Origin of the sequence: Brevibacillus fluminis, from assembly GCF_052072235.1 — a bacterium.
GTDB classification, from domain to species: Bacteria; Bacillota; Bacilli; order Brevibacillales; family Brevibacillaceae; genus Brevibacillus_D; species Brevibacillus_D fluminis_A.
This window is the reverse complement of record NZ_CM125436.1, coordinates 4,721,369-4,745,924: the sequence shown is the minus strand read 5'-3', so window position 1 is coordinate 4,745,924 and position 24,556 is coordinate 4,721,369. Positions and strand designations below refer to the sequence as shown.

Annotated in this window: 20 protein-coding genes and 2 pseudogenes; 13 read left to right on the top strand and 9 right to left on the bottom strand. The window is 53.4% G+C overall.

The genetic code is table 11. From position 1 onward, the window contains the following. Positions 1-70: 70 nt before the first annotated feature. Both ACTID9_RS23325 and ACTID9_RS23320 read right to left on the bottom strand, forming a co-directional pair. A pseudogene (locus tag ACTID9_RS23325) lies at positions 71-1,092 on the bottom strand (serine hydrolase domain-containing protein). A gap of 40 nt (positions 1,093-1,132) precedes the next feature. Continuing rightward, positions 1,133-1,957 carry a MerR family transcriptional regulator gene (locus ACTID9_RS23320; RefSeq protein ID WP_441067245.1) on the bottom strand — a complete coding sequence of 275 codons (825 nt, stop codon included), beginning with the start codon at positions 1,955-1,957 and terminating at the stop codon, positions 1,133-1,135. Positions 1,958-2,081: 124 nt separating this feature from the next. On the opposite strand from ACTID9_RS23320, the gene ACTID9_RS23315 reads away from it, so the two are divergent. Continuing rightward, positions 2,082-3,134: an LLM class flavin-dependent oxidoreductase gene (locus ACTID9_RS23315; protein ID WP_441067244.1), complete on the top strand. Its 1,053-nt coding sequence runs from the start codon at positions 2,082-2,084 to the stop codon at positions 3,132-3,134. Between the two features lie 63 nt (positions 3,135-3,197). Here ACTID9_RS23315 and ACTID9_RS23310 read toward each other — a convergent pair. Then, positions 3,198-3,428: pseudogene (locus ACTID9_RS23310) on the bottom strand (kanamycin nucleotidyltransferase C-terminal domain-containing protein); the annotation flags it as partial. A gap of 114 nt (positions 3,429-3,542) precedes the next feature. Beyond that, complete coding sequence (gene hcp, locus ACTID9_RS23305; protein WP_441067243.1) at positions 3,543-4,841, bottom strand: hydroxylamine reductase; 1,299 nt, start codon at positions 4,839-4,841, stop codon at positions 3,543-3,545. A 241-nt stretch (positions 4,842-5,082) separates the two neighbouring features. Here hcp and ACTID9_RS23300 point away from each other — a divergent pair, with 241 nt between their 5' ends. After that, positions 5,083-5,487, top strand: a complete 405-nt coding sequence (locus ACTID9_RS23300) for a globin domain-containing protein (RefSeq protein WP_441067242.1) — start codon at positions 5,083-5,085, stop codon at positions 5,485-5,487. 55 nt (positions 5,488-5,542) lie between these two features. Here ACTID9_RS23300 and ACTID9_RS23295 read toward each other — a convergent pair whose 3' ends face one another. Beyond that, on the bottom strand, positions 5,543-6,031 hold the full coding sequence (locus ACTID9_RS23295) for a PaaI family thioesterase (protein ID WP_441067241.1): 489 nt from the start codon (positions 6,029-6,031) through the stop codon (positions 5,543-5,545). Positions 6,032-6,213: 182 nt separating this feature from the next. On the opposite strand from ACTID9_RS23295, the gene ACTID9_RS23290 reads away from it, so the two are divergent. Continuing rightward, on the top strand, positions 6,214-7,542 hold the full coding sequence (locus tag ACTID9_RS23290; RefSeq protein ID WP_441067240.1) for an MFS transporter: 1,329 nt from the start codon (positions 6,214-6,216) through the stop codon (positions 7,540-7,542). An 89-nt stretch (positions 7,543-7,631) separates the two neighbouring features. Here the strand turns inward: ACTID9_RS23290 and deoD are convergent, their stop codons facing one another. After that, positions 7,632-8,339, bottom strand: a complete 708-nt coding sequence (gene deoD / locus ACTID9_RS23285; protein WP_441072713.1) for a purine-nucleoside phosphorylase — start codon at positions 8,337-8,339, stop codon at positions 7,632-7,634. Between the two features lie 75 nt (positions 8,340-8,414). After that, on the bottom strand, positions 8,415-9,581 hold the full coding sequence (locus ACTID9_RS23280; RefSeq protein ID WP_441067239.1) for an MFS transporter: 1,167 nt from the start codon (positions 9,579-9,581) through the stop codon (positions 8,415-8,417). Between the two features lie 214 nt (positions 9,582-9,795). Here ACTID9_RS23280 and ACTID9_RS23275 point away from each other — a divergent pair, with 214 nt between their 5' ends. The 6 genes from ACTID9_RS23275 (at position 9,796) to ACTID9_RS23250 (ending at position 15,563) form a co-directional block, all read left to right on the top strand. Beyond that, the gene (locus tag ACTID9_RS23275) at positions 9,796-10,752 is read left to right on the top strand and encodes a sugar-binding transcriptional regulator (RefSeq protein ID WP_441067238.1); all 957 of its coding nucleotides are present in this window, start codon (positions 9,796-9,798) and stop codon (positions 10,750-10,752) included. Positions 10,753-11,054: 302 nt separating this feature from the next. Beyond that, positions 11,055-12,356 (top strand): pyrimidine-nucleoside phosphorylase, encoded by a 1,302-nt coding sequence (locus ACTID9_RS23270; RefSeq protein ID WP_441067237.1) that lies wholly within the window; start codon positions 11,055-11,057, stop codon positions 12,354-12,356. 29 nt (positions 12,357-12,385) lie between these two features. Next, complete coding sequence (deoC, locus tag ACTID9_RS23265; protein ID WP_441067236.1) at positions 12,386-13,060, top strand: deoxyribose-phosphate aldolase; 675 nt, start codon at positions 12,386-12,388, stop codon at positions 13,058-13,060. Between the two features lie 93 nt (positions 13,061-13,153). Next, complete coding sequence (locus tag ACTID9_RS23260; RefSeq protein WP_441067235.1) at positions 13,154-13,552, top strand: cytidine deaminase; 399 nt, start codon at positions 13,154-13,156, stop codon at positions 13,550-13,552. Between the two features lie 60 nt (positions 13,553-13,612). Further along, entirely contained in the window at positions 13,613-14,794 is a 1,182-nt protein-coding gene (locus ACTID9_RS23255; protein ID WP_441067234.1) for a NupC/NupG family nucleoside CNT transporter, read from the top strand. 112 nt (positions 14,795-14,906) lie between these two features. Continuing rightward, positions 14,907-15,563 carry an AmiS/UreI family transporter gene (locus ACTID9_RS23250; RefSeq protein WP_441067233.1) on the top strand — a complete coding sequence of 219 codons (657 nt, stop codon included), beginning with the start codon at positions 14,907-14,909 and terminating at the stop codon, positions 15,561-15,563. A gap of 89 nt (positions 15,564-15,652) precedes the next feature. Here ACTID9_RS23250 and ACTID9_RS23245 read toward each other — a convergent pair whose 3' ends face one another. Further along, entirely contained in the window at positions 15,653-16,600 is a 948-nt protein-coding gene (locus ACTID9_RS23245) for an arylamine N-acetyltransferase family protein (RefSeq protein WP_441067232.1), read from the bottom strand. Positions 16,601-16,894: 294 nt separating this feature from the next. On the opposite strand from ACTID9_RS23245, the gene ACTID9_RS23240 reads away from it, so the two are divergent. The 4 genes from ACTID9_RS23240 (at position 16,895) to ACTID9_RS23225 (ending at position 23,580) form a co-directional block, all read left to right on the top strand. Next, positions 16,895-17,224 (top strand): ArsR/SmtB family transcription factor, encoded by a 330-nt coding sequence (locus ACTID9_RS23240; RefSeq protein WP_441067231.1) that lies wholly within the window; start codon positions 16,895-16,897, stop codon positions 17,222-17,224. Positions 17,225-17,251: 27 nt separating this feature from the next. Next, positions 17,252-17,761 carry an SRPBCC domain-containing protein gene (locus ACTID9_RS23235; RefSeq protein WP_441067230.1) on the top strand — a complete coding sequence of 170 codons (510 nt, stop codon included), beginning with the start codon at positions 17,252-17,254 and terminating at the stop codon, positions 17,759-17,761. Between the two features lie 236 nt (positions 17,762-17,997). Beyond that, complete coding sequence (locus ACTID9_RS23230) at positions 17,998-22,896, top strand: beta strand repeat-containing protein (RefSeq protein WP_441067229.1); 4,899 nt, start codon at positions 17,998-18,000, stop codon at positions 22,894-22,896. Positions 22,897-23,097: 201 nt separating this feature from the next. Beyond that, a complete protein-coding gene (locus tag ACTID9_RS23225) occupies positions 23,098-23,580 on the top strand; it encodes an SRPBCC family protein (RefSeq protein ID WP_441067228.1) in 483 nt (160 codons plus the stop codon). Positions 23,581-23,682: 102 nt separating this feature from the next. On the opposite strand, the gene ACTID9_RS23220 is transcribed toward ACTID9_RS23225, so the two are convergent. Next, complete coding sequence (locus ACTID9_RS23220) at positions 23,683-24,426, bottom strand: SDR family oxidoreductase (RefSeq protein WP_441067227.1); 744 nt, start codon at positions 24,424-24,426, stop codon at positions 23,683-23,685. Between the last annotated feature and the right edge of the window lie 130 nt (positions 24,427-24,556).

Sequence of the window (24,556 nt, the reverse complement as noted above, 5' to 3'; positions counted from 1 at the left end):
AATCCAAAAAGGAGCTGCCTCTTTTCAAAGCGGGCAGCTCCTTTTCGGTACCAAAATCTTCGATCGCCAGTCAGCCTCTCACAGCCGGAATCACCCACTCTTTGATCAATGTCCACCGATCGCGAGGAGCCATGACGAATTCAGATGCAATTGCGACGACCAGGTCTTTTTCTGGAATGCAGCAAATGACGTTACCGCCATCGCCCATTGCTAGGTATGCAAAAACGCCGCCCTCTTCGCGTAACCACCATAAATATCCGTAATGATGGTGGTTCATGGCGGTAGATTCGTCAATCCATGCCTTCGGGATCACCTGATGATTGTCCCACATGCCGCCGTTCAGATAGAGAAAGCCAAAACGCGCCATATCACGGGGAGTCAGCGTCAGCCCCCATCCTCCTGTGGAGTTGTTGTTTGGGTCTTTCACCCATCCCCTAACCTTTTCCCGAATAAATCCTCAAATCCGAATGATTCCATTTCATAATCCGGGATTTGCTTCATGCCGATGGGAGCAAATAAACGTTCGTTGGCAAACGCACGGGCACTTTTTCCTGTGCTGCGAGTGATGATCGCTGAAAGCAGATGGGCCCCTGCGGTGGAGTATTTAAACGTTCCAATCGTCCCTTTTTGGCCCAGCCTATCAAGCGTATACGTTACCCAGTCGGGCTGCATACACATCTTGTCCAGCGGTTCTTGCCAGTCTTCAAAAGGGTAAGGGGCGGTCATGGTGAGAAGATGGCGTATGGTGATGTCGCGTTTCTGCCGATCTGCAGCAGCGGGAACGTATTCGGGGAAAAAATCAAGCGCCTTCTGGTCTACGCTTTGTATACATCCTGCATCGATGGCAATGCCAATGAGGGCAGACAAGACGCTTTTCGTTACAGACGCCACATGGAGCGCATCATCCGGGCCATAGCCGTGATCATATCTTTCGTACGCCACATATCCATTTCTCACTACAACAATGCCGGTACAATTGCTGTACGCGGATTTTATCACCGGTTCAAGCTGTGAAAGCTTTTCATGGTCCATTCCCAAGGCTGCCGGGTCTGCGGATTGCCATTCAGTGGTTGGCCAGTAGTTTCTTTGCATGATAACTACCTCCTGCAATGCGTTTTTGTTTCATGAGCGGCTATTTTTTCTTTACAGGAAAATACACCTCCGTAACAATGTCCTCGGGAACGGCGGCTTGACGATGGTCCGTTACATATACTTCATAGGGCGATTTCACCAACTCGTATCCTTCATGTTCCGTCCATTCCCTCAGCTTGGCGTATACCGATGTCAATTCTTGATAGGAACCTTGTAAAACCGAACGCGCGCACAGTTCGCCAGGTACATCTCGCGTTCCTTTTACCCTCTCTTTTATCGGGATGGCAAACTCTGTATCATTGCCGGCAGGATCGTATTCCTGGCTGTGATAAAAAGTCATTGGCGTACCAAGCAAGGTGAGTTTTTCATTCGCAATCTTTTCATACAGCCTGCCAAAATGCTTTTCATACCCTGCAGCATAGTCATCCCTGCTCATCCTTTGACGGATTGAAAGGAGAGTCATCGGCTTGGTTTCAACAAGTTGTACATCGATTTGGTCAAGGTATGACATAATGGAAATGCCTTTCTCTACCTGTAAAATATCGCCGCTCATTTGTTTCAAGGTATCATCAAGAGCATTCCGTTTTTCCTGGATTTCATGCCTCTTGCGAATAAGGGCAGAACGAAGCTTCTCTTCTGCTTGATCCGCTTCCCATTCCAGAATGGTTTTGATTTCTTCCAAAGAAAAATGGTAAGATTTCAAACGGTTGATAAAAAGCATTCTTTTTAACTGCCGGATGGAATAATAGCGATAGCCGTTTTCCGGGTTAATCTCATCCGGAGTGAGTAAGCCCATTTCATCGTAATAGCGAAGCGTTTTTGTAGAGACTTCACATATCTTGGAGAATTCTCCAATCGACAGCAAGAAGACACCTCCTACATATATCTCGATTCGCTACTTTGTTCCATTTCTACTGTACACTTTCCCCCAAGGGAAAAGTCCACTGCAAAATACCGCAAAAACAACTGCCCAAAAGGAGCACAACCACATGGAAATAGGCCTCAGCACATTTGTAGAAACCACACCCGATGTCCAGACCGGTGAAGTCATCAGCCATGCGCAGCGCCTGCGCGAAGTGGTCGAGGAGATTGTACTGGCGGATCAGGTCGGGCTCGACGTCTTTGGCGTCGGGGAGCACCACCGCAAAGATTATGCGGCATCCTCGCCTGCGATCGTGCTGGCAGCTGCAGCCACACAGACGAAACGGATTCGGCTGACAAGCGCCGTGACGGTGCTTTCGTCCGCCGATCCGGTGCGTGTTTTCCAAGATTTTGCGACGCTTGATGCCGTATCGAACGGGCGAGCGGAAATTATGGCGGGACGCGGCTCCTTCATCGAGTCGTTTCCGTTATTCGGCTATGACCTGGACGATTATGACGAGCTGTTTGACGAGAAGCTGGCGCTGCTTTTGAAAATTCGCGAGTCGGAAAAAGTGACGTGGACGGGCAAGCATCGACCGGCGATTCACAATCTGGGGGTTTACCCGCGGCCGGTCCAGAATCCGCTGCCTGTCTGGATTGGCAGCGGCGGAAATGCGCAATCTGCCATCCGCGCAGGCATCCTGGGCTTGCCGCTTGTGCTTGCGATTATTGGCGGGCGGCCGGTGCAGTTTGCCCCGCTTGTCGAGCTGTACAAAAGAGCGGCAGCCCAGGCCGGACATGATCCGTCCACGCTGCGCGTTGCGTCGCATTCGCACGGCTTCATTGCGGAAGACACGCAGACGGCTGCCGACACGTTCTTCCCATCGACCCAGCAAGCGATGAACGTGCTGGGCCGCGAGCGCGGCTGGGGGCATTACGACCGTTCCAGCTTTGACGCGGCGCGCAGCTTTGAGGGCGCGCTGTACGTGGGCGATCCGAAAACCGTTGCCGAGAAGATCATCCATCTGCGCAAACAGGTGGGCATCACGCGGTTTATGCTGCACGTTCCTGTCGGCACGATGCCGCATGAGCACGTGATGAACGCGATTCGCCTCTTGGGTACCGAGGTGGCACCGCGTGTGCGGGAGGAAGTTGCCAAGTGGGAAGCTTCCGCGAAATAGAAGCGCTGTGCTGAAAATGAAAAAGCAAAGACCCCTCGTACCATACAAGGGGTCTTCGCTTCATTAAAACGGAATCCGCTCGGAATCAATCTGATACCCGTGCGCTGCTGCCCACTCCACAAGCCCGTTCCAAAACGCTTCGCATGCCGACACGATTTGCTCCGGTTCCGCCAGCTTTCCGGACATGACCATCTGTGCCACGCGGTCGTAGCCGGCCGGACGTTCAGGCAGCGTGACTGCCTCAGGCAGCACCATGGCACCGGTCGAGTACAGGTGCCGGTTGTGCAGGGGGACGTGTTTGGGATGCATGTGCATTCCTCCTGATCAGATGTCAGTGCTTAGTATGATTGTAGGAAATAAAAAAACATTTGGCAAAAGTTGCATATGCCAAATGTTTTTCAGCTGTTCTTAGTGAGCCGCAGCCCCGAGCATTTCTTGCATATCTGTCTGCGCGTCGCCAATCAGTTTGATCGCAAACAAGTCTTGCAGCACTTGCAGCACCCCTGGTTGAATGAACTCCGGCAATTTCGGCCCGATGCGGATGTCTTTGATGCCGAGGCTGAACAAGCCGAGCAGGATGGCTACCGCTTTTTGTTCAAACCAGGAAAGCACGATGCTGACAGGCAATTCATTGACCTCGCACTCGAACGCTTCTGCGAGTGCAGCGGCGATTTTGATCGTCGATACGGAGTTGTTGCATTGCCCCAAATCGATATAGCGAGGGATAGTGGTGCCCGGCACGGTGCCGTAATCGACATCGTTGAACCGGAATTTGCCACAGGATGTCGTGAGAATGACCGTTTCTGGCGGCAGCGATGTTGCCAATTCGCGGTAATAGTCGCCGCCTTTGCCCGGAGCGTCGCAGCCGGCGATGACGAAGAAGCGCTTGATATTGCCTGCCTTCACGGCTTGAATGATTTCAGGTGCGATACCCAGCACGGTTTCATGATGGAAGCCGGTCGATAGCGTTTGCGTCGATTCGATCGAAGCTTCGGGAAGCGCGAGCGCCTTTTCGATCAGCGGGGTAAAGTCGTCGTTCTCGATCTTGGTCACATGCTCCAGGCCGGCAATGTCATACGAGAAGAAGCGGTCGGCATAGCTGCCTTTGATCGGCATGACGCAGTTGGTCGTCGCCAAAATCGCGCCCGGGAATTCTTCAAACAGCCGTCTTTGGTCGTACCACGCCTTGCCGATGTTTCCTTTCAGATGAGGATACTTCCGCAGTTCAGGGTAGCCATGGGCAGGCAGCATCTCGGAATGGGTGTAGATGTTGATTCCTTTGCCTTCCGTCTGTTTCAACAGCTCTTCCAGGGCAAACAGGTTGTGACCAGTAACGACGATGCATTTTCCTTCAATTTTGTTTTGTGTTACCGTAATCGGTTGTGGGACGCCGAAATGTTCCGTATGCGCCCGATCCAGCAGCTCCATCACTTTGATCGCTGCTTTTCCCACCTTCATCGCCATTGCCAAGTGTTCGTCCAGATTAAAATTAACGTTGGTCAAGGTGAAATAGAGCGCTTCCTGTGTAATGCCATCCACTTCTGGATCGATATATCCAAGCTGTCGGGCATGGGTCGCATAAGCAGCGATGCCTTTCAGCGCAAAAATGATAGTGTCCTGAATACTTGCAAGCTCTTCGTTCTTTCCACAAACGCCAACAACCTTGCAACCACCTGTTGGAGTCTGTTCGCATTGGTAGCAAAACATGAGACCATCACTCCTCGTTTTCTGATTTCGCCTTGAGTATAAAGAGAAAAATCGGAGGAGGATGTGAGGTAAATCACACACGATGTGACAGAAAAGAAAATTGTGGCGGGACGGGGTCTTGAGGAGCTGGCGCATGTGTGCCGGCATGGTAAAACAAAACGAGTGATCCTGATCACAGACAAAACGGCGTCCCGTGCGGTAGAGTAACGATAAGAGAATAAAGTAAAGAAGAGGTGCACATATGGAAATGCCAGCGCATACGACGACGCTTTACCAGTTGGTTGGAGGAGAGGAGACGGTATCGCGATTGGTACAGGCTTTTTACCCGCGCGTGTATCGGCATCCGGACCTGGCTCCGCTGTTCGAAGGCGAGATGGCGGAGATCATGCGGAAACAGCGAATGTTTTTGACGCAATTTCTCGGCGGGCCGACCTTATACAGCGATGAATTCGGCCCACCCGCCATGCGCATGCGCCACATGCCGTTCCCGATCACGCCGGAACGAGCGGTGGCCTGGTTGGCCTGCATGAAGGAAGCCATGGATGAGATCGGGCTGGACGGAATGGGCCGCGACCTTTTTTACGGCCGGCTTAGTCAGGTGGCGCAGATTATGGTGAATACCGGAAGCGATGGAACCAGACCGTGATAGTGCGAACGATACAATAAAAAGAGAAACCATCCGCAGATGATTTCTCTTTTTTTTACCCATTTTTGGTGATGAATGTGCTCGGCATCACTACCGCGACGACTTCCCCGCGGGCGCAGAGGGTATCGCCGGCAAACACTTCGGAATGAACCTTCCATCGCTTCGGATGGATTTCTTCCACGGTGCCCAGCACTTTGAGCGGAACGTCCTGTGGCGTCGGTTTCAGAAATTCCACATTCAACGTGGCCGTGACAAATCGGGGCGGTTCCGCACCGTCACCGATTTCATGCCCGTTTTTGCGGTGCAGCGCCAGTGCGGCAGAACTGGTTCCATGGCAATCGATCAATGAGGCGATCAGTCCGCCATAGACGAACCCTGGAATCCCCATGTGCTTCTGCTCGGGCGTATAGATCGTCACCGTTCGTTCGCCTTCCCAGCTTGTCCGGAAATGATGCCCGTCTTCATTGAGTCGGCCGCAGCCGTAACACCAGGCAAAATCGTCAGGATACGTATCTTGAATCGCTTTTGCTGCGCTTTCCTGCATCGGCTTTTCTCCTTTGTTCATTATTTGTAAATTTCTGACTATATTGTACCACTGGAATGACAATCCGTCACGAAGGTTTCGAATCGATTGACACTTCTGAGAAATGCGGATAGAATGGCTCCGATTCCATCAATCGAAATGTTCGATCGTTTATCCTAAAACAGAAGGGCGGTTCATACGTCATGTCGCATGCACCGAATGCCGAGGCGATCAAAAGCCAACCATCGATTGCACAGCGGTACATCGATTCACCGGAAAAGCAGCAGCGGCTGTACAAGCGGACGCTGCTGATCATCGTGATTTCCCAAATTTTTGGCGGAGCCGGACTTGCCGCAGGCGTCACGGTCGGAGCGCTCCTCGCACAGGAGATGCTGGGGACGGAAAGCTATGCAGGAATTCCGTCTGCACTGCTCACGCTTGGTTCCGCTGCGGCCGCACTGCTCGTCGGGCGGCTCTCCCACAAGGCGGGGCGCCGCCTGGGACTCTCGGCAGGATTTTTCGCTGGCGGCATCGGGGCGGTCGGCGTGATTCTCGCGGCGGTCATGAACAATGTCTGGCTGCTGTTCGCCTCGCTGCTTGTGTACGGCGCAGGCACAGCGACCAACCTGCAAGCGCGCTATGCGGGGACAGACCTGGCGCAGCCGACACAGCGGGCGAAAGCGGTCAGCGTCGCCATGGTCTCGACGACGTTTGGGGCTGTAGCGGGCCCGAACCTCGTTGAGGTCATGGGGCGATTCGCCACTTCGCTCGGCATCCCGGCTCTTGCCGGTCCGTTCATTTTAGGAGCGGCCGCCTTCCTGTTGGCGGGTCTCGTCTTTGCGCTGTTCCTCCGGCCAGACCCGCTGGTTATTGCAAAAGCCATCGCAGAAGCGCAGAAAGCGGACCAAAAGGGCCAGGCCGCCGCGCAGCATGCTGGCACGCTGTCCGGCAACAAACGCGGGATCATCGTCGGTGCCACCGTCATGATCCTGACCCAAATCGTCATGGTCGCCATCATGACGATGACGCCGGTTCATATGAAGCATCACGGGCACGGGCTTGGAGACGTCGGCCTGGTCATCGGCATCCATATCGGTGCGATGTACTTGCCGTCGCTTTTGACCGGCGCTCTCGTCGACAAGATCGGTCGCATGACGATGTCGTATGCGTCCGGCGGGATCTTGCTTGCTGCCGGGATCACCGCCGCTTTTGCCCCTGCCGATTCTTTGCCATTGTTGATCGCGGCGCTGGCGCTGCTTGGGCTCGGCTGGAATTTCGGACTGATCAGCGGGACCGCGATCATCGTCGATTCGACCGATCCGTTAACCCGCGCCAAGACGCAAGGAACGATCGATGTCTTGATTGCGCTGGCCGGAGCATCCGGCGGCGCGCTTTCCGGCATGGTCGTCGCCCATTCCAGCTATGCCACCCTGGCGCTTGGCGGAGGCTTTCTCGCGCTGTTGCTCGTCCCCGTCGTCGTGTGGTCGCGCAGCAGCAGGAAAGCGGGCGCATCGGCTCACGTGTCGTCGTAACACTAACCGCCAGGCAAAAAAACAAAAGCCCGTTTTACCACACAGATGTTTCGTGGTTGAACGGGCTTTTTTCTCGCAACAGACGATTCCTATTCCTTGCTCAACGCATCCAGCGCCATAACGATCATATCGTTGAACGTGGTTTGGCGTTCTTCCGCCGTCGTTTCCTCGCCGGTGAAAATATGGTCGCTCACCGTCAGGATCGACAGGGCATGCGCGCCGTATTTTGCGGCCAGCGTATACAAGGCGGTCGTTTCCATCTCGACAGCCAGCACGCCGTAAGTCCCCAGCTTCTCGACCATTTCCATGCTGTCGCGGTAGAACACGTCCGCCGACAGCACATTCCCGACGCGAATCGGCATCTTGTTGTCCATGCCGGTCTGATACGCTTTTTGCAAGAGGGCAAAGTCCGCGCATGGCGCATAGTCGAATCCCGGGAAGTTGTTGCGGTTGATATTCGAATCGGTGGAGGAGGTCATCGCGAGAATCACATCGCGCACCTTGATGTCTTTTTGAATCGCGCCGCAGGAGCCGACGCGGATCAAATTTTTCACGCCGTATTCGCGGATCAGCTCATTGACATAAATCGAGATCGACGGAAGGCCCATGCCTGTCCCTTGCACGGAAATCCGTTTCCCTTTGTATGTGCCGGTAAAGCCGAGCATCCCGCGCACGGTATTGTAGCACGCGGCATTTTCCAGAAACGTCTCCGCAATGTATTTGGCGCGGAGCGGGTCACCCGGCAGCAGGATGCTTTCGGCGATTTCGCCTTGTTTCGCATTGATATGAACGCTCATAATGGTATGGCCGCGTGAAGGAAAGCAATGCCTGCGCGCGACCATGTACACCTCCTTGAAATGGATTGAATGACGTTACGATGCATGCTCCCGCGCCTTGGATGGGGATGTGCGGGTGATGGAAAACCATGCGCACAGCAGGGCGAGCAGCGTGATCAGGCCGCCGACGACCGCGTTATGCGAGACGGAATACTCGTTGATGACGAATCCGCCGATGGAAGAACCGAGCGCAATCCCCAGGTGCAGCGCAGAATTGTTAAGCCCTTGCTGGATGTCGGACGTTTCCGGAGCCGTTTCGATCAGATACGATTGCTGTGCTGGCGTGAGCGCCCAGCTCAACGCGCTCCAGATCATCATGACCAGAATGAAAAGGGGCATCGAAAACGTAACGGTCGGCAAGAGGAACAGGATCAGCGTAAAGAGTGAGACGATGACCAAAATGCTTTTCTTCGACCCCCATTTGTCCGCTGTCCAGCCGCCGATTCCGCCGCCCAGCACGGCGGAGATCCCGAACAGGAAGTAAAACAAGCTGATCCAGGTCGCATTGATATGCAGCGTGCTTTGCAAGAAAGGCGTCAAGTACGCGTACAGCGTCAAATGCCCCGTCAGGAAAAACAGCGAGGTGAGCTGCGCCGACAGCATTTTGGCGTTTTTTAAGGTACGCAGCTGTTGGCGCAAAGGAATGACAGGCTTTGGTTCCATTTTATCCATAAAGGCGTAAATGCCTAACATGGAAAGCAGCGTCAGGATCGAAATCAACAGGAAAATCACTCGCCAGCCGAAATGGGTACCGATGACCAGTCCGATCGGGATGCCCAACACCAGGGAGGCGCTGATTCCCATGAAAATCACGCCGATCGCACGGGCGCGGAACTCCTCCTTCACGAGGCTGGAAGCCATCGTCACGCAAAGGATGATCAAAAGCGAGCCGCTCGCTGCCGAGATGATGCGGGAGATCATCAGCATGGAAAAAACAGGGCTGAAATACGCGACGATATTGCCGCATAAAAAGATCAGCAGCGTCCATAAGCATAAGGCTTTTCGCTCGATTTTGGCGGTCAGCGTGAGCAAAATCGGGGAGGCGATCGCAAATACCAAAGAAAAGACCGTGATCAGTTCGCCCGCCTGACTGATGGAGATGTCAAACTGGCTTGCCACCTGATCCAAGATGCCGCCGATGATCAGCTCAACCATGCCGACGACAAACGAAGCGATGGCCAACATATATACACGAAAATTCATACAAAGCAACCTCCTTTCCTGCGAATTTCGAAATCATTCTATGTGGTTACCACTAACATAGTAACCTTATTCACGACCATTGCACAAGAGTATTTTTCGAAAACGGAAATATTTTTCTCTGGAACTTTTACATAATTTCATAAACTTCGCTGTATCCAGCCAAAATGATTTTGATAAAATAATTTAATATGACTTTTTTTCATAGGGGAATTGTATGGAGACGGATAAATTGAACAAAGTAATCGAGGCTGCCAAGCTTTATTACTTGCTTGATTATAACCAGCATGAGATCGCCAAGCGTCTGGGCGTGTCCCGGCCGACCGTATCGAGGCTTTTGCAAACCGCCAAAAATGAAGGGATCGTGCAAATCCAGATCAGGGATGCGGCAGGGGATATTCAAAATTTGTCAAATGAACTTGAACAAAAGTTCGGGTTGAAAAAAGCGATCGTGGTTTCGATCCCGCAGTACGAGAACAACATCATCAAAAATTTCATTGGCGAAAAAGCGGCGGCATACCTCATGGAAATCGTGAAGGATGGTGACATCATCGGGGTGACGTGGGGCACGACGCTGTATCATGTCGCCATCGAGCTGAAGCAAAAGTTCGTCAACGATGTGAAGGTCGTCCAATTGAAAGGCGGCGTCAGCCACCTGGAGACGCACACGTACGCATCTGAAATTCTTTATCATTTTGGAAAGGCTTTCAACACGGCCCCGCTCTATTTGCCGCTGCCGGCGATCGTCGACCATGTTGTGGTCAAGCAGGCGATGGAGGCGGACCGCCACATCCGCAAAGTCCTCGAGATGGGGAAGCAGGCAAATATCGCGATGTTCACCTGTGGGCCGATCATGTCGGAATCGCTCTTGTTCCAGCTCGGTTATTTCACCGAGCAAGATATGGAAATGCTGTATGCCAAAGCGGTTGGCGACATCTGCTCCCGGTTTTTCGATATGGACGGAAACATTTGCAATGAAAGCCTGAATGAACGGACGCTGGGCATCGAGCTGGATGAGTTCAAGAAAAAGGAGTATTCCATTCTCGTGGCCGGGGGTCCGCAAAAAATCGAAGGAATTTATGGCGCACTCAGGGGCGGGTATGCGAATGTGTTGATTACCGACCAATACACGGCGCAATTTTTGCTCGACAAGGAGAGAAACCGCTCCACATAAGGAAGCGTGCCGACCAAACCGCCGAGCGATCGCGTGAGGGTAGATTTTTCCTTCCCTGCTGCATAATTCCATCCCAATTTCCCATGATATTCAGTGAGAGATTGGGATTTTTTCGTATTCCCTTGCATCGCGTGCTGCCATGATTTTCCAACTGTTGGGCGTTGCTTTACATTTGTTCGGATTATAATTTACATTTGTTCAAATCGTGTGTTATAGTTTTCCTCGTAAAGTTTCTAGGTGTGCGATTTTCCTGAATTGTAAGCGTTAACGCTTACTGATCATAAATGCTGGAGGGCGTTAGCATGAGAATGGTTGATGTCATCGAAAAAAAGCGGAACGGTCATGAGTTGACCCAACAAGAAATTCAGTTTTTGATCAAAGGCTATACGAACGGCGACATTCCTGACTATCAAATGTCCGCTTTTGCCATGGCTGTATACTTCCAGGGAATGACCCAGGCAGAGCGGGTTTATTTGACGGAAGCGATGGTGCAGTCGGGCGACCAGATCGATCTTTCCCAAATTGACGGGATCAAGGTGGACAAACACAGCACCGGTGGCGTCGGCGACACGACCACTCTCGTGTTGGCTCCGCTTGTCGCGGCACTCGGCGTTCCTGTCGCCAAGATGTCCGGACGCGGGCTCGGCCATACCGGCGGAACCATCGACAAGCTGGAAGCCGTACCCGGATTCCACGTTGAAATTACGAACGAAGAGTTCATCAAACTGGTCAATACGAACAAGATCGCGGTCATCGGCCAAAGCGCCAACCTCACGCCAGCGGATAAAAAGCTGTATGCGCTGCGCGATGTGACGGCAACGGTCGACTCGATTCCGCTGATCGCAAGCTCCATCATGAGCAAAAAGATCGCGGCGGGCGCGGATGCGATCGTGCTCGACGTGAAAACCGGAAGCGGCGCTTTCATGAAAAGCCTGGAAGATGCAGAAGAGCTGGCAAAAGCCATGGTGGACATCGGCAACGGCGTTGGACGCAAAACGAAAGCGATTATCTCCGATATGAGCCAGCCTTTGGGCTTCGCGATCGGCAATGCGCTGGAAGTGAAGGAAGCGATCGACACCTTGCAAGGAAAAGGGCCGCAAGATTTGCATGAGCTGAGCCTGGCTCTCGGCAGCCACATGGTGATGCTGGCAGGGAAAGCACAATCGCTTGAAGAGGCGCGGGCGATGCTCGAAGAAGTGATGAAGAACGGCAAAGCGCTGGAAGCCTTCAAAACATTCTTGTCCTCGCAGGGCGGAGACGCTTCCGTCGTGGATGATCCGTCCAAGCTGCCAACCGCTCGCTATTTGATCGAAGTGCCGGCGAAGCAGGCGGGCTACATTTCGGCGATTACGGCTGAAGAGGTGGGCATCGCCGCGATGATGCTGGGCGCAGGACGCGCAACGAAGGAATCCCAGATCGATCTGGCGGTCGGCATCGTGCTCCACAAAAAAGTCGGCGACGCCGTGCAAGCGGGAGAAGCATTGGTCACCATCCACAGCAACACGGAAGATGTGGCGGAGGTCATGGAAAAAGTCTACGGCGCATACAGGATCGTCAACGAAAAAGTGGCAGCACCTACGCTGATTTATAAAGAAATTCAATAAAAAGTGCCCAGGGGAAAGGATGAATACACATGAACGTTGATTTGGCGAGAATGATTGACCACACGTTGTTGAAAGCGACGGCAACCGAAGAGGAGATCGTGAAACTGGCGGAGGAAGCGAAGACGTATCAGTTTGCCTCTGTTTGCGTGAACCCGACATGGGTGAAAACCGCCGCAGAGGTATTGAAAGACACGCCGCAAGTGAAAGTTTGCACCGTGATCGGCTTCCCGCTGGGAGCGACCACGACAGAGGTGAAAGCATTCGAAACGACGAATGCGATCGCAAACGGGGCGACCGAGGTTGACATGGTGATCAACGTCGGCGCGCTGAAAGACAAAAAGTACGATCTCGTCGAAGCCGACATCAGGGCGGTTGTCGAGGCGGCAAAAGGGAAAGCACTGACCAAGGTGATTTTGGAAACCGCGCTGTTGACCAAAGAGGAGATTGAAAAGGCGAGCCAGCTCTCCGTGCAAGCGGGCGCTGATTTCGTCAAGACATCCACAGGCTTTTCTACGGGCGGAGCGACTGTGGAAGACGTCGCGCTGATGAGAAAAACCGTCGGGCAAAAAGCGGGCGTGAAAGCGTCCGGCGGCGTTCGCAGTTTGGAAGACGCACTGGCTATGGTTGAAGCGGGAGCGACCCGCATCGGAGCGAGTTCCGGCGTGTCGATCATGAAAGGTCTGACATCTACTTCCGAATACTAGGCGCAAGCAACAGCAGGGAATCGGGAAGGCCGCGATATGCGGGTCCCTTATTTCCTGCGCTCAAAATTGACGCAAGACTGGGTGGAGTTAACGATGGATATCAACATGCTGGTCAATCAGGCGATCGAGGCGCGCAAGCAAGCCTATACTCCGTATTCCAACTTTCAGGTCGGTGCGGCGCTGATCACCAAAAACAAACGGCTGTATCTGGGCTGCAACGTAGAAAACGCTTCGTACGGGTTAAGCAATTGCGCGGAGCGGACGGCGATTTTCAAAGCCGTGTCCGAAGGGGAATCGGAGATTGAAGCGATTGCCGTCGTAGGCGATACAGACGGACCGATTTCTCCATGCGGCGCGTGCCGGCAAGTGCTCGCCGAGTTCGCGACCGAAAATACGCGCGTGTTTTTGGCAAATCTAAAAGGGGACGTGGTGGAAACTTCGATTGAGGAGCTGCTGCCCGGGTATTTCTCGTCCAAGGATCTCCTGAAATAAAGGTTTTCTAAAAAGCGGAATCATAAAACAAAGAGTGGATAGCATCCAAGTGGAGGCAACATGAGTTACTTACTATCGATAGCTGGATTGCTGATTGTGTTTGCCCTGGCCTTGCTTGCGAGCAGTGATCGGAAAAAGATTAAGGTAAAACCGCTTTTGATCATGGTCGTAATCCAAATCGCCTTGGCAGGGCTGCTCTTGAATACCCAATTTGGGCTGATCTTGATCCAGGGGATCGCCGAGGTGTTCAGCCAATTGCTGAAATACGCCAATGAAGGGGTATCGTTCGTGTTTGGCGGAATCGCCAACGAAGGGGCGTCCCCGTTTTTCCTCAACGTGCTGCTGCCGATCGTCTTCATTTCGGTTTTGATCGGGATTTTCCAGCACCTCAAAATTCTCCCGTTTCTCATGAAAGGGATCGGCCTCTTGCTCAGCAAGATCAACGGCATGGGCAAGCTGGAGTCGTATAACGCGATTGCGTCCGCGATGGTCGGGCAGTCGGAAGTATTCATCACGGTGAAAAAGCAGCTGGGTGCGCTGCCTGCGCATCGGCTGTATACACTGTGCGCGTCCGCCATGTCCACCGTCTCGATGTCGATCGTCGGCGCTTACATGACGATGATCGAGCCGAAATACGTGGTGACGGCAATCGTCATCAACCTGTTCGGGGGCTTCATCATTTCCTCGATCATCAATCCGTACACGGTCGATGATCGCGAAGATATTTTGATCGTGCAGGATGAAGAGAAGCAAACCTTCTTTGAAATGCTCGGCGAGTACATTATGGACGGATTCAAGGTCGCGATTATCGTCGGCGCCATGCTGATCGGGTTCGTCGCTTTGATGGCGGCGATCAACCATACGTTCGAGCTGATTTTCGGCATCTCGTTCCAAACGATCATGGGCTACATTTTCGCGCCAATCGCGATCATCATGGGCATCCCGACGGCGGAGGCTGTTTCAGCCGGCGGCATCATGGCGACCAAGCTGATCACCAATGAGTTCGTGGCGATGATGGACTTGACCAAAATCGCGTCCACCTTCAGCCCGCGCGCGCTCGGGATCATTTCCGTCTTCCTCGTTTCGTTTGCCAATTTCTCGTCCATCGGGATCATTGCGGGAGCGGTGAAAGGGCTGAACGAGAAGCAAGGGAACGTAGTGGCGCGCTTTGGTTTGAAGCTGCTGTATGGCGCCACGCTGGTCAGCATCTTGTCGGGAATCATCGTGAGCATCGTTTTATAATGGCTTGATCGCCGGAAACGCTTTTGAAAAAGCAATTCCTCTTTCCAAGATGGAACTGCTTTTTCTTTTTTTCGGCGAACGTAAACTATGATGGCGGGAGAAGGGAATCAGTATGGGACAGGTAGGCTTGCTGCTGTCGGGGGCGGCGCTTTTTTTAAACAGCTTGGTTTTAATGGGCAGAGCAAACGGCAAGAGCGTCGGCGTGTTTAATCTTTTTGTCGGTTTCCTGCAGATCGTTATCCCGTTTTACTTGATCGTGGTATCTGACCAAGCCAACTGGACGGTCTACGGGTACGCCGCAACCTTTTTGTTCGGCTTGACCTATCTGTATGTCGGTTTCACGGCGTGCATGGGGCTCGCAGGGAACGGTCTGGGCTGGTTTTCGTTGTGGGTATCGGTTATCGCCGTCGTGTACGCGGTGGTCGCAGCTCTTCATTTCAAAGATACCGTAAGCTCGCTGACGTGGTTTATGTGGGCATTTTTGTGGCTGCTGTTCTTTCTCGGCAATGCGCTTGGGAAACGGATTGACGGGTACATCGGAAAAGTCGCGTTCGTCCAGTCGTGGGTGACGCTGACCGCGCCGTCGCTGCTCGTGCTGACCGACGTGTGGGGAGCGCCGATTGTACAGCGCTTGTGGACGTATGTGTTGCTTGCGTCGATCGTGTATTTTCTGTTTGCGCTGCGCTCGGTAAAGAGAGCGCAGGGTGAGGGACGCGGTGATGGAACAAGTGATAGAGCGGCTCAGCCAACCGGAGAGACGAACATATAAGGTAGTAAGTCAAGGAGAACAGCGGTAGCTTGGAGAGAGACGAATCCCAAGACTGCCGCTGTTTCTTTTCTTTGGAAGGGTTTTTACCCTCATAGGGAGGCATTCCATGCCTGTGAGGCGCGGGGGCCGGTTCGAAGTGAGGCGCGGGAATACCCGCGCCGCTCACACGTTTTGCGCCTTTGCTTTTTCCACTCCTCATGAGCGTGGGACACCCGCTTCCACAGCTCATCCTTTTCCAGATCGCTATAGGCGACGAGATGCTCGCCGAAAACATCGCCCAGAACAGCCAGCCACTGCGATTTCGTCTGCAGCTCGGTCTTGTGGACGCCATCCTGGTCACGCTTGCTCCAGACGCAGCCTCTCAACTCATTGCTGCCGGTCGCATGCCGGTGGCGGATGAGAAACAGATTGATCCAGGGCGACTCGGCATGGTGGCTGTAATACGCATGCTTTGGCTTGAATTCTTCCAATGACTCCACAATGTCAGGGGCAAAATCAACGCCTGCATAATTAGCGAGCGGGTCGTGTTCCAAGCGCCAGCCATTGGCGGCTACGCCCGATTCCATTACCTTGTAGCGCAGCGGAGCATGCTCATACGTGCCGAAACGCAGTGGAAGAGGCTCGTAAGGCATGTCACCAAGCCCCACATCGACAATCCAGCGGTCTTCCTCCTGATCTGCACCGGCCAGGTTGACGGTCAGGCCAAGGTGGAACGAATTGATGCGCGGCTCGGCCCCGAGCGGCTGGACGCCTGCCCGATGCATCGAAACGTTGTATCCCAGGGAACGGAGAAGCGAGCTGAACGCTCCGTTCAACTGGAAACAATATCCGCTTCTCCCTTCCAGAATGAGCCGGATGGATTCTTCCGCATCCATCCCGGCGGGTTTTCCGGCAAAAATATCGATGCATTGCCACGCAAGGGTTTCTACATGGGCTTTGTGCAGGGCAAACAAGTAATCCTTGGTCGGTTCGTGCATGTCGGAGATACCGATTCGCCGCAAGTAAGCGGCAAGCTCTTCTTTTGTCATTTGGTACATGGCATATCACCCCTTGTTTTACGCGATCCTGTTTTTTCCAAAACCTGTAGTCTCATTGTAGAAGGGGGAGCGGTTTTCTACAATCTGAAAAAGGTCATCTGTATCGATATAGATCGGGATGAAACGGAAAAGAATGACATGCCGGCGCAGCATGTTTATCAAGCGGGGAAATTTTTTTTCTAATATTCCTTTACAAGAATATTCCTGTCGTGGTATATTGAATTCAGAAAGAACAAATGATAACCGTAACAAATGATGAAGCGGTGAAACGCTTCAAAAAAGGAAAGCGACGTCATGGACCCTACAACATTTAGCGCCTTGGCTGAACCGAACCGCTTTCGCATGGTAGAGCTTCTGCGTGACGGCCCGCTCACAGTAGGGGAGATTGCGGGACGGTTAGAATTGCGCCAGCCGCAAGCCTCAAAGCATTTGCGCGTCCTGCTTGAAGCAGGAATCGTGGAGGTGGAGGCCGATGCCAACAGGCGGCACTACAAGCTCCGGGCTGAACCGTTTTTAGCGATGGAGGCATGGCTTGAAACGTACCGCAGCACGTGGGAGGAACGATTCGACAATCTGGAGCGTTATCTTCAGCAGCTGCAAGCAAAAGAGGAGAAGGACAAGTAAACACTCACACTCAGGAGGGGGTTGGCGATGACGAGCAAAATGATTACCAAGGTTGATGGGCAGGAATTGACACTGGAGCGTGTGTTCCGTGCACCTCGCGAGCTGGTGTTCAAGGCGTTTTCCGAGGCTGAGCATCTGAAAAACTGGTGGGGGCCACGCGGCTGGACGCTCACCGTATGCAACATCGATTTTCGCCCAGGCGGGGTTTGGCATTACTGCATGAAGTGCATTGATAAAAACCAAGGGGATTTTTACGGATTCGAATCTTGGGGCAAAGGCGTCTATCAGGAAATCGTCGAGAATGAGAAGATCGTGTATGTCGACTATTTCTCAGATGCGGAGGGCAACGAAGCGGAAGGGATGCCGTCGTCGCACATTACCCTGATTTTTGAAGAGTATGAAGGCAACACGAAGCTCATCAACCGTGCTCGCTACGCATCTCCGGAAGCGCTCAAAACCGTTCTCGATATGGGAATGGAGCAAGGCATTACGGAAACCTGGGATCGTCTGGAGGAGCTTGTGGTATCGCTGCGATAACCTATTCGCATGGACCGTGAAAAAAGAAAGACTCGCATTTCGTTGGAAGACGAAGCGGGTCTTTCTTTTTTGGCGTTGGTACGGTGGGTATTTCATACAAATACTCCTTTGGGGAGAGGTACATGTTTGGTGTTCAAGGTAACTTGGATAGCATGTACGATAGCATGTACTTTTTGTGTAGGTCGGCATAACGAACGGAAGATTGAACGAAACGAGAAGGGATGGGGAAGATAGGCATGCGTGTGGGAAGGGTATTTCAAAAAAGATCGTTGCTGCGCATCGTTTTGATCATTGCAATGCTCGCCAGCGGCTGTTTGGGCGGGAGGATGCAGACCGCATCGGCGGCGGATGTGCAAGCCGAGCTTTTGCATCATTTTGATATTTTTAATACGGATATGAATGGACAAAGAGGGCCAATGACCGTCAGTTCCTACTTTTACAGCGAAGATGGCAGCACGGTGGTGAGAGGAGCTGCCAGTCTTCCGCCAAAGGTGAAGTGGGCGGCTGTCGAAAGGTACTACCACCCGAATTATCCCACTTTAAGCGCTGGCTTGCGTTACATGTACTGCCGCAACGGGGTGATCAGCAGCACGAGCGATGCCGGCCAGGTGCCTGCAGACGCGACTTGGGTCACAATTAGTGATTTTTACATGCTTGATGATCCCATCTTTCAGCAATCATATCGCTATTCTGTCGATGGCGTATCTGTACAGCAAGGTTCCACGGTTCCCAACGATGCGGTCTGGGCTACCCTTGCCGGTTTTATGGAGAAATATGGTTCATGGCCAAAAAATCAGTATTATCAGCCATACACGGCAGACGTCAACGTTTTGCCCAAGATTACAAACACGCAGCTTTCCTCCACTGGGTCCAATCCGCAGTTTGCAAAAGCGGGCGATCAAATCAACTTGACATTCTCTGCGAGTGAGCAGCTCCAGGCAAGTCCGACCGTCACGATCAATGGCAAGACAGCGCAAGTGGACGCCAGCGGTGATCAGATCACCTGGACGGCGCATGTGCCTGTTGATGCAGGGATGGCGGAAGGAAAAGTCGGGTTTACGATCAATTACACGGATTTGCAAGGCGGAGTAGGAACGCCGGTTACAGCCTCCAAGGATTCATCCGGAAAAAGCGTACTGATCGACAAGACGAGTCCGGTGCTTTCCTTGACGGCAGCCCCGCAGACCCCGACGAACGGCGATGTGACGGTCACGATTTCGACGACGGAAACGGGAAGCGGAGTCGCGAGCCTGAAATGGGCGAACGGGAATCAGAATGCCGCTTATTTTTCGGCAAATGGCACGGCGCTGGGAGGAACGACGTTTGCCGCGACTGCCAACGATACGTATACCGTTTTTGTCCAAGACAAAGCGGGCAACACGGCTGTAGAGACCATCGATGTGACGAACATTGACAAAGTTGCGCCGACGATCACGCTGAGTGCGTCGCCGGTTGGAACGACGGCCGGGGATGTCACCGTTACGGCGACGATCGCGGACAGCGGCAGCGGCGTCATCGCGAAGAAATGGGCGAGCGGAGATCAGAATGCCGCCTATTTTGCCGCGAATGGAACGAGCTTGACCGGAACGACGTTTGACGTGTCAGCGAACGGGACGTATACGGTTTATGCCAAGGACGCGGCAGGGAACGAGACGGTGCAAACCATCGCCATCGGAAACATTGACAAGAACGCGCCGGTGATTTCGCTGAGCGCATCGCCTGTCGGTCCGACCAACAGCGATGTGACGATTACCGCGACCATCACAGATGATGGAACCGTCGCCGAGAAAAAGTGGGCAAACGGCACACAAAGCGCAGCCTATTTCGCAACGAACGGAACAACGCTTACGGGAAGCAGTTTCGTTACGGCGGTGAACGGAACGTACACGGTATTCGCCAAAGACGCAGCGGGGAATACAGCAGTGAAAACCATTACGGTCAGTACGATCGATAAAGTTGCGCCATCGATCACATTGAGCGCGGCGCCGACCGGTCCGACGAACGGCGACGTGACCATTACGGCAACCATTACCGACAACGGCAGCATCGCGGAGCAGAAATGGGCGAGTGGGGATCAGAATGCGGCGTACTTTGCGGCGAACGGGACAAGCTTTACCGGAACGACGTTCGCTGTCTCGGCGAATGGCACGTACACCGTATTTGCCAAAGATGCAGCAGGGAATACAGCGGTCGAAAAAATCCCGGTTAGTACGATCGATAAAGTTGCGCCAGCGATTACATTGAGCGCAGCGCCGACCGGTCCGACGAACGGTGACGTGACGATTACGGCAACCATTACCGACAACGGCAGCATCGCCGAGCAGAAATGGGCGAGTGGGGATCAGAATGCGGCTTACTTTGCGGCAAATGGGACGAGCTTCACCGGAACGACGTTTGACGTGACAACGAACGGGACGTATACGGTTTATGCCAAGGACGCGGCAGGGAACGCGACGGTGCAAACCATCGCCATCGGAAACATTGACAAGAACGCGCCAGCGATTGTACTGGACGCATCACCAACCGATCCGACGAATGGTGACGTGACGATCACGGCGACCATCACCGACAACGGCAGCATCACCGAACAAAAATGGGCGAGTGGGGATCAGAATGCCGCGTACTTTGCGGCGAACGGGACGAGCTTGACCGGAACGACGTTTGACGTGACAGCGAACGGGACGTATACGGTTTATGCCAAGGACGCGGCAGGGAATGAGACGGTGAAAACCATCGCCATCGGAAACATTGACAAGAACGCACCATCGATTACATTGAGCGCAGCGCCGACCGGTCCGACGAACGGTGACGTGACCATTACGGCAACTATCACCGACAACGGCAGCATCGCGGAGCAAAAATGGGCGAGTGGGGATCAGGATGCTGCGTACTTTGCGGCAAATGGAACGAGCTTTACCGGAACGACGTTCGCTGTCTCGGCGAATGGCATGTACACCGTATTTGCCAAAGACGCAGCAGGGAATACAGCGGTCGAAAAAATCCCGGTTAGTACGATCGATAAAGTTGCGCCAGCGATTACACTGGACGCATCACCAACCGGTCCGTCGAATGGTGACGTGACGATCACGGCAACCATTACCGACAACGGCAGCATCGCCGAACAAAAATGGGCGAGCGGTGACCAGGATGCCGCATACTTTGCGGCGAACGGAACGAGCTTGACCGGTAATACATTTACGGTAGACACAAACGGAACCTACACGGTCTACGCGAAGGACGATGCGGGCAACGAATCGGTCGAAACCATCGCCATCACTAACATCGATAAAGACGGACCAACCATAGCCCTTGTTGCAAGTCCGACGCAGCCGACAAACAGCGACGTAACCATTACGGCAACCATTACCGACAACGGCAACATCGCCGAACAAAAATGGGCGAGCGGCGACCAGAATGCCGCATACTTTGCGGCGAACGGAACGAGCTTGACCGGCAATACATTTACGGTAGACGCAAACGGAACCTATACGGTCTACGCGAAGGACGATGCGGGCAACGAATCGGTCAAAACCATCGACATCACTAACATCGATAAAGACGGACCAACCATAGCCCTTGTCGCAAGTCCGACGCAGCCGACAAACGGCGACGTAACCATCACAGCAACCATCACCGACAACGGCAGCATCGCTGAACAAAAATGGGCGAGCGGTGACCAGAATGCCGCGTACTTTGCGGCGAACGGAACGAGTTTGACCGGCAATACATTTACGGTAGACGCAAACGGAACCTATACGGTCTACGCGAAGGACGATGCGGGCAACGAATCGGTCGAAACGATCAACATTACCAACATCGATCACGAAGGACCGACCATCACGCTCGCTGCAACCCCGACACAGCCGACGACGGGAAATGTCACGATAAAGGTTACGTTCACAGCAGGCCTGACCGACCTGGCCGTGAAAAAGTGGGCAAGCGGCGATCGGGACAAAGCGTATTTCGCCGCGAACGGAACCGCTTTGGATGGAGACTCGTTCCGTGTCGTAAATAACGGCATGTATACGGTCTACGCCAAAGATTTGCTTGGCAATGAAGCAGTAAAAACGATCAATGTGACCAATATTCAGCATCTGCCAGCATACTATCCCGTCACAGGCGTTTCGCTGGATCAAACCAGCTTGACCATGCAGGAAAACGGCGATTCGATCACGCTGCATGCGACAGTCGCACCGAACTACGCGACGAACCAGCAAGTACGTTGGACAAGCAGCGATGAAAAAGTCGCAGCGGTTGACCAAAATGGCGTGGTGACGCCGCTTCAAGCCGGGGCTGCGATCATCACAGCAAGAACGGTCGATGGCGGCTTTACGGCAGAAAGCAAAGTGACGGTCGAGAAAATCAAACTGCTCTCGCTTGAGCTGGATGATGAAAGCATCTTGCTCAAACCGAACAAAAGCGCTCGTTTCAACGTATATGCCGTCTACTCAGACAAAACTCGTGAAGAGATCACCCGAAGCAAAGAGACGCAGTACGAGGTCGACTCATCAGTGGTGACGGTTCGTTCCGCGCTCATCCGGGCAGGGAAAAATGAAGGGGAAGCACGCGTGACGATCAGCTATGGCGGGCTTTCGAGGGAACTGCTGGTTGTGGTGGGCAAAAAGCAATTGAACGAGCTGAAGCTGCCAGCCGAGCAGCTTCAACTGGAGAGCGGCGAAACGGCACAGCTGAAGTCGCTGGCGATCTGGTCCGATGAAGAAGAGCAGGATGTTTCCGAATCGGCCATCTGGTCTTCCTCCGACGAAACCGTTGTGGAAGTGGAGCAAGGCAAGCTGATTGCGCACGAACCAGGAAAAGCCACGATTACGGTAAGCTACGGCGACAAGAAAGCATCGATTGAAGTGGAAAGCATGGATGCTCGCAAAGTGCGCCGTATCACGGCCGACCGTTCCAGCCTGAACCTGAAGGAAGGAACCACGCGCCAACTGACGCTGACCGCGACGTACACCGATGGCACCAAATCCGCGGTGACGGACAAGGCAGAGTGGACAAGTGCGGATGAGGCGGTGGCAAAAGTGGAGCAGGGCATGATCGAGGCGGTTTCGCCCGGGACTACGACAGTGACTGCAACGTATCGCGGCAAATCGTACAAGATCAAAATCACGGTGAAATAGCATTGCTGAAAAACTGGCATCGGGCTGTCCCGGGTGCCAGTTTTTTTTATGGCAGCAAGAAAATCGATGATTGTTCCGCCCGATTCACCAGAGTCAAATGATAGAATAGAGACAGTGTCACCTTAAAAACAGCGACACGATGTACGAGCTACTGACCGTTCGGACATACTGGAGAAGATAGATCGTGGAGAGGTGAGTGCGATGTTGGCTGTCATGGAGCAGACGGAAAACGGATATATCGCCCGATTTGAACGTCATCTGCCGCACCCGGTCGAACAGGTGTGGGCGATGCTGACGGAAAATGATAAGCTCGCACAATGGTTTTCCGAGCTGCGTGTTGACGCTCTTCGGGTAGGCGGGGTGATCAAGTTTGGCATGCCGGATGGGACGTTTCTGGATATGGAGATTTTGGATCTGACGCCGAATTCGGTTTTGGCCTATACCTGGGGAGAGGACCGCGTCCGCTTTGAACTGCAGAAGGAACATGCGGGATGCCGCTTGACGTTAATCGAAACGATTCATCAACCGACTCCCCATACGCCGAAAGATTTGGCTGGCTGGCATGTCTGCCTGGACGTTATCGGCGCGCTGCTGGCTGGCAAGACGATCGAGTCTCGCAAAAGCGAATGGGAAAAGGTTTATCCACGCTATTCCGAGCTCATCGATACCCTCACACAAAACTAATACGTGGAAAAGACGAGAACCGCCCGGAATACGGCGGTTCTTTTCCTTTTCAGGAACCTCGCTATTTTTTCAAAATCTTGTCCGCCAGGGTCGGAAACAAGCTCACACGTATCCGCCGTTCACGCGCAGTGTCTGACCCGTGATCCACCGGGCCTCCTGACTTGCCAAAAATACGACGACGCCTGCAATATCATCGGTTTCGCCAAGCCGTCCGAAGGAGTTCAGTTTCGTCAGTGCCTCGATTTGCGCCTCGCTTTTTCCTTGGGTAAACAGCTCGGTGTTCACCGGACCAGGGGCAACCGCATTGATCGTGATGCCCTTTGGCCCCAACTCCTTGGCGAGCTGACGGGTGAATTGCTCCACAGCGCCCTTGGTCCCGGCATACAGGCTGTACTGCGGAAACATTGCCCCCGCAATGGAGGTGGAAAAGTTGATGATGCTTCCGCCCGCAGACATGTGCAGGGCAGCTTGCTGGCAGGCGAAAAATGTCCCTTTGACGTTGCTGTCGAACGAGCGGTCATAATCTTCTTCGGTGAAGCTCTCAAGCGGCTTCATCATCATGATCCCGGCGTTGTTCACCAGGATGTCGACTGTTCCGAATGCCAGCAACGTTGTCTCGAACAGTTTTTTGATATCGGCGACACGACCAACATCCGCCTGGACGGCAATTGCCTCGCCGCCCAGGCTGGTGATGCCGGCCACGACTTCTTCGGCTTTTTCCGCATTGCTGTTGTAATTGACAACGACTTTGGCGCCTTCCGCGGCGAAAGCCTCCGCAATTGTCCGGCCGATCCCCCGGGATGCCCCAGTAATAATCGCTACTTTACCCGATAATTTCTTTTCCATGCTTGATGCCTCCTATTTCGCAGGTCTTCTACGACTGCTTTCTTCCTACACTGTAATGCACCGTCATATGGTTCACAAGAAGGCACTTTTATCTCAGGTAGTTACCTGCAAGTAAGTCGCTCGCACAATG

Bases quoted from the DNA above. Each gene is read 5' to 3' on its own strand.
- ACTID9_RS23315 (WP_441067244.1), top strand. From the start codon at position 2,082: ATGGAAATAGGCCTCAGCACATTTGTAGAAACCACACCCGATGTCCAG.
- hcp (WP_441067243.1), bottom strand. From the start codon at position 4,841: ATGTTTTGCTACCAATGCGAACAGACTCCAACAGGTGGTTGCAAGGTT.
- ACTID9_RS23300 (WP_441067242.1), top strand. From the start codon at position 5,083: ATGGAAATGCCAGCGCATACGACGACGCTTTACCAGTTGGTTGGAGGA.
- ACTID9_RS23295 (WP_441067241.1), bottom strand. From the start codon at position 6,031: ATGCAGGAAAGCGCAGCAAAAGCGATTCAAGATACGTATCCTGACGAT.
- ACTID9_RS23290 (WP_441067240.1), top strand. From the start codon at position 6,214: ATGTCGCATGCACCGAATGCCGAGGCGATCAAAAGCCAACCATCGATT.
- deoD (WP_441072713.1), bottom strand. From the start codon at position 8,339: ATGAGCGTTCATATCAATGCGAAACAAGGCGAAATCGCCGAAAGCATC.
- ACTID9_RS23280 (WP_441067239.1), bottom strand. From the start codon at position 9,581: ATGAATTTTCGTGTATATATGTTGGCCATCGCTTCGTTTGTCGTCGGC.
- ACTID9_RS23275 (WP_441067238.1), top strand. From the start codon at position 9,796: ATGGAGACGGATAAATTGAACAAAGTAATCGAGGCTGCCAAGCTTTAT.
- ACTID9_RS23270 (WP_441067237.1), top strand. From the start codon at position 11,055: ATGAGAATGGTTGATGTCATCGAAAAAAAGCGGAACGGTCATGAGTTG.
- deoC (WP_441067236.1), top strand. From the start codon at position 12,386: ATGAACGTTGATTTGGCGAGAATGATTGACCACACGTTGTTGAAAGCG.
- ACTID9_RS23260 (WP_441067235.1), top strand. From the start codon at position 13,154: ATGGATATCAACATGCTGGTCAATCAGGCGATCGAGGCGCGCAAGCAA.
- ACTID9_RS23255 (WP_441067234.1), top strand. From the start codon at position 13,613: ATGAGTTACTTACTATCGATAGCTGGATTGCTGATTGTGTTTGCCCTG.
- ACTID9_RS23250 (WP_441067233.1), top strand. From the start codon at position 14,907: ATGGGACAGGTAGGCTTGCTGCTGTCGGGGGCGGCGCTTTTTTTAAAC.
- ACTID9_RS23245 (WP_441067232.1), bottom strand. From the start codon at position 16,600: ATGTACCAAATGACAAAAGAAGAGCTTGCCGCTTACTTGCGGCGAATC.
- ACTID9_RS23240 (WP_441067231.1), top strand. From the start codon at position 16,895: ATGGACCCTACAACATTTAGCGCCTTGGCTGAACCGAACCGCTTTCGC.
- ACTID9_RS23235 (WP_441067230.1), top strand. From the start codon at position 17,252: ATGACGAGCAAAATGATTACCAAGGTTGATGGGCAGGAATTGACACTG.
- ACTID9_RS23230 (WP_441067229.1), top strand. From the start codon at position 17,998: ATGCGTGTGGGAAGGGTATTTCAAAAAAGATCGTTGCTGCGCATCGTT.
- ACTID9_RS23225 (WP_441067228.1), top strand. From the start codon at position 23,098: ATGTTGGCTGTCATGGAGCAGACGGAAAACGGATATATCGCCCGATTT.
- ACTID9_RS23220 (WP_441067227.1), bottom strand. From the start codon at position 24,426: ATGGAAAAGAAATTATCGGGTAAAGTAGCGATTATTACTGGGGCATCC.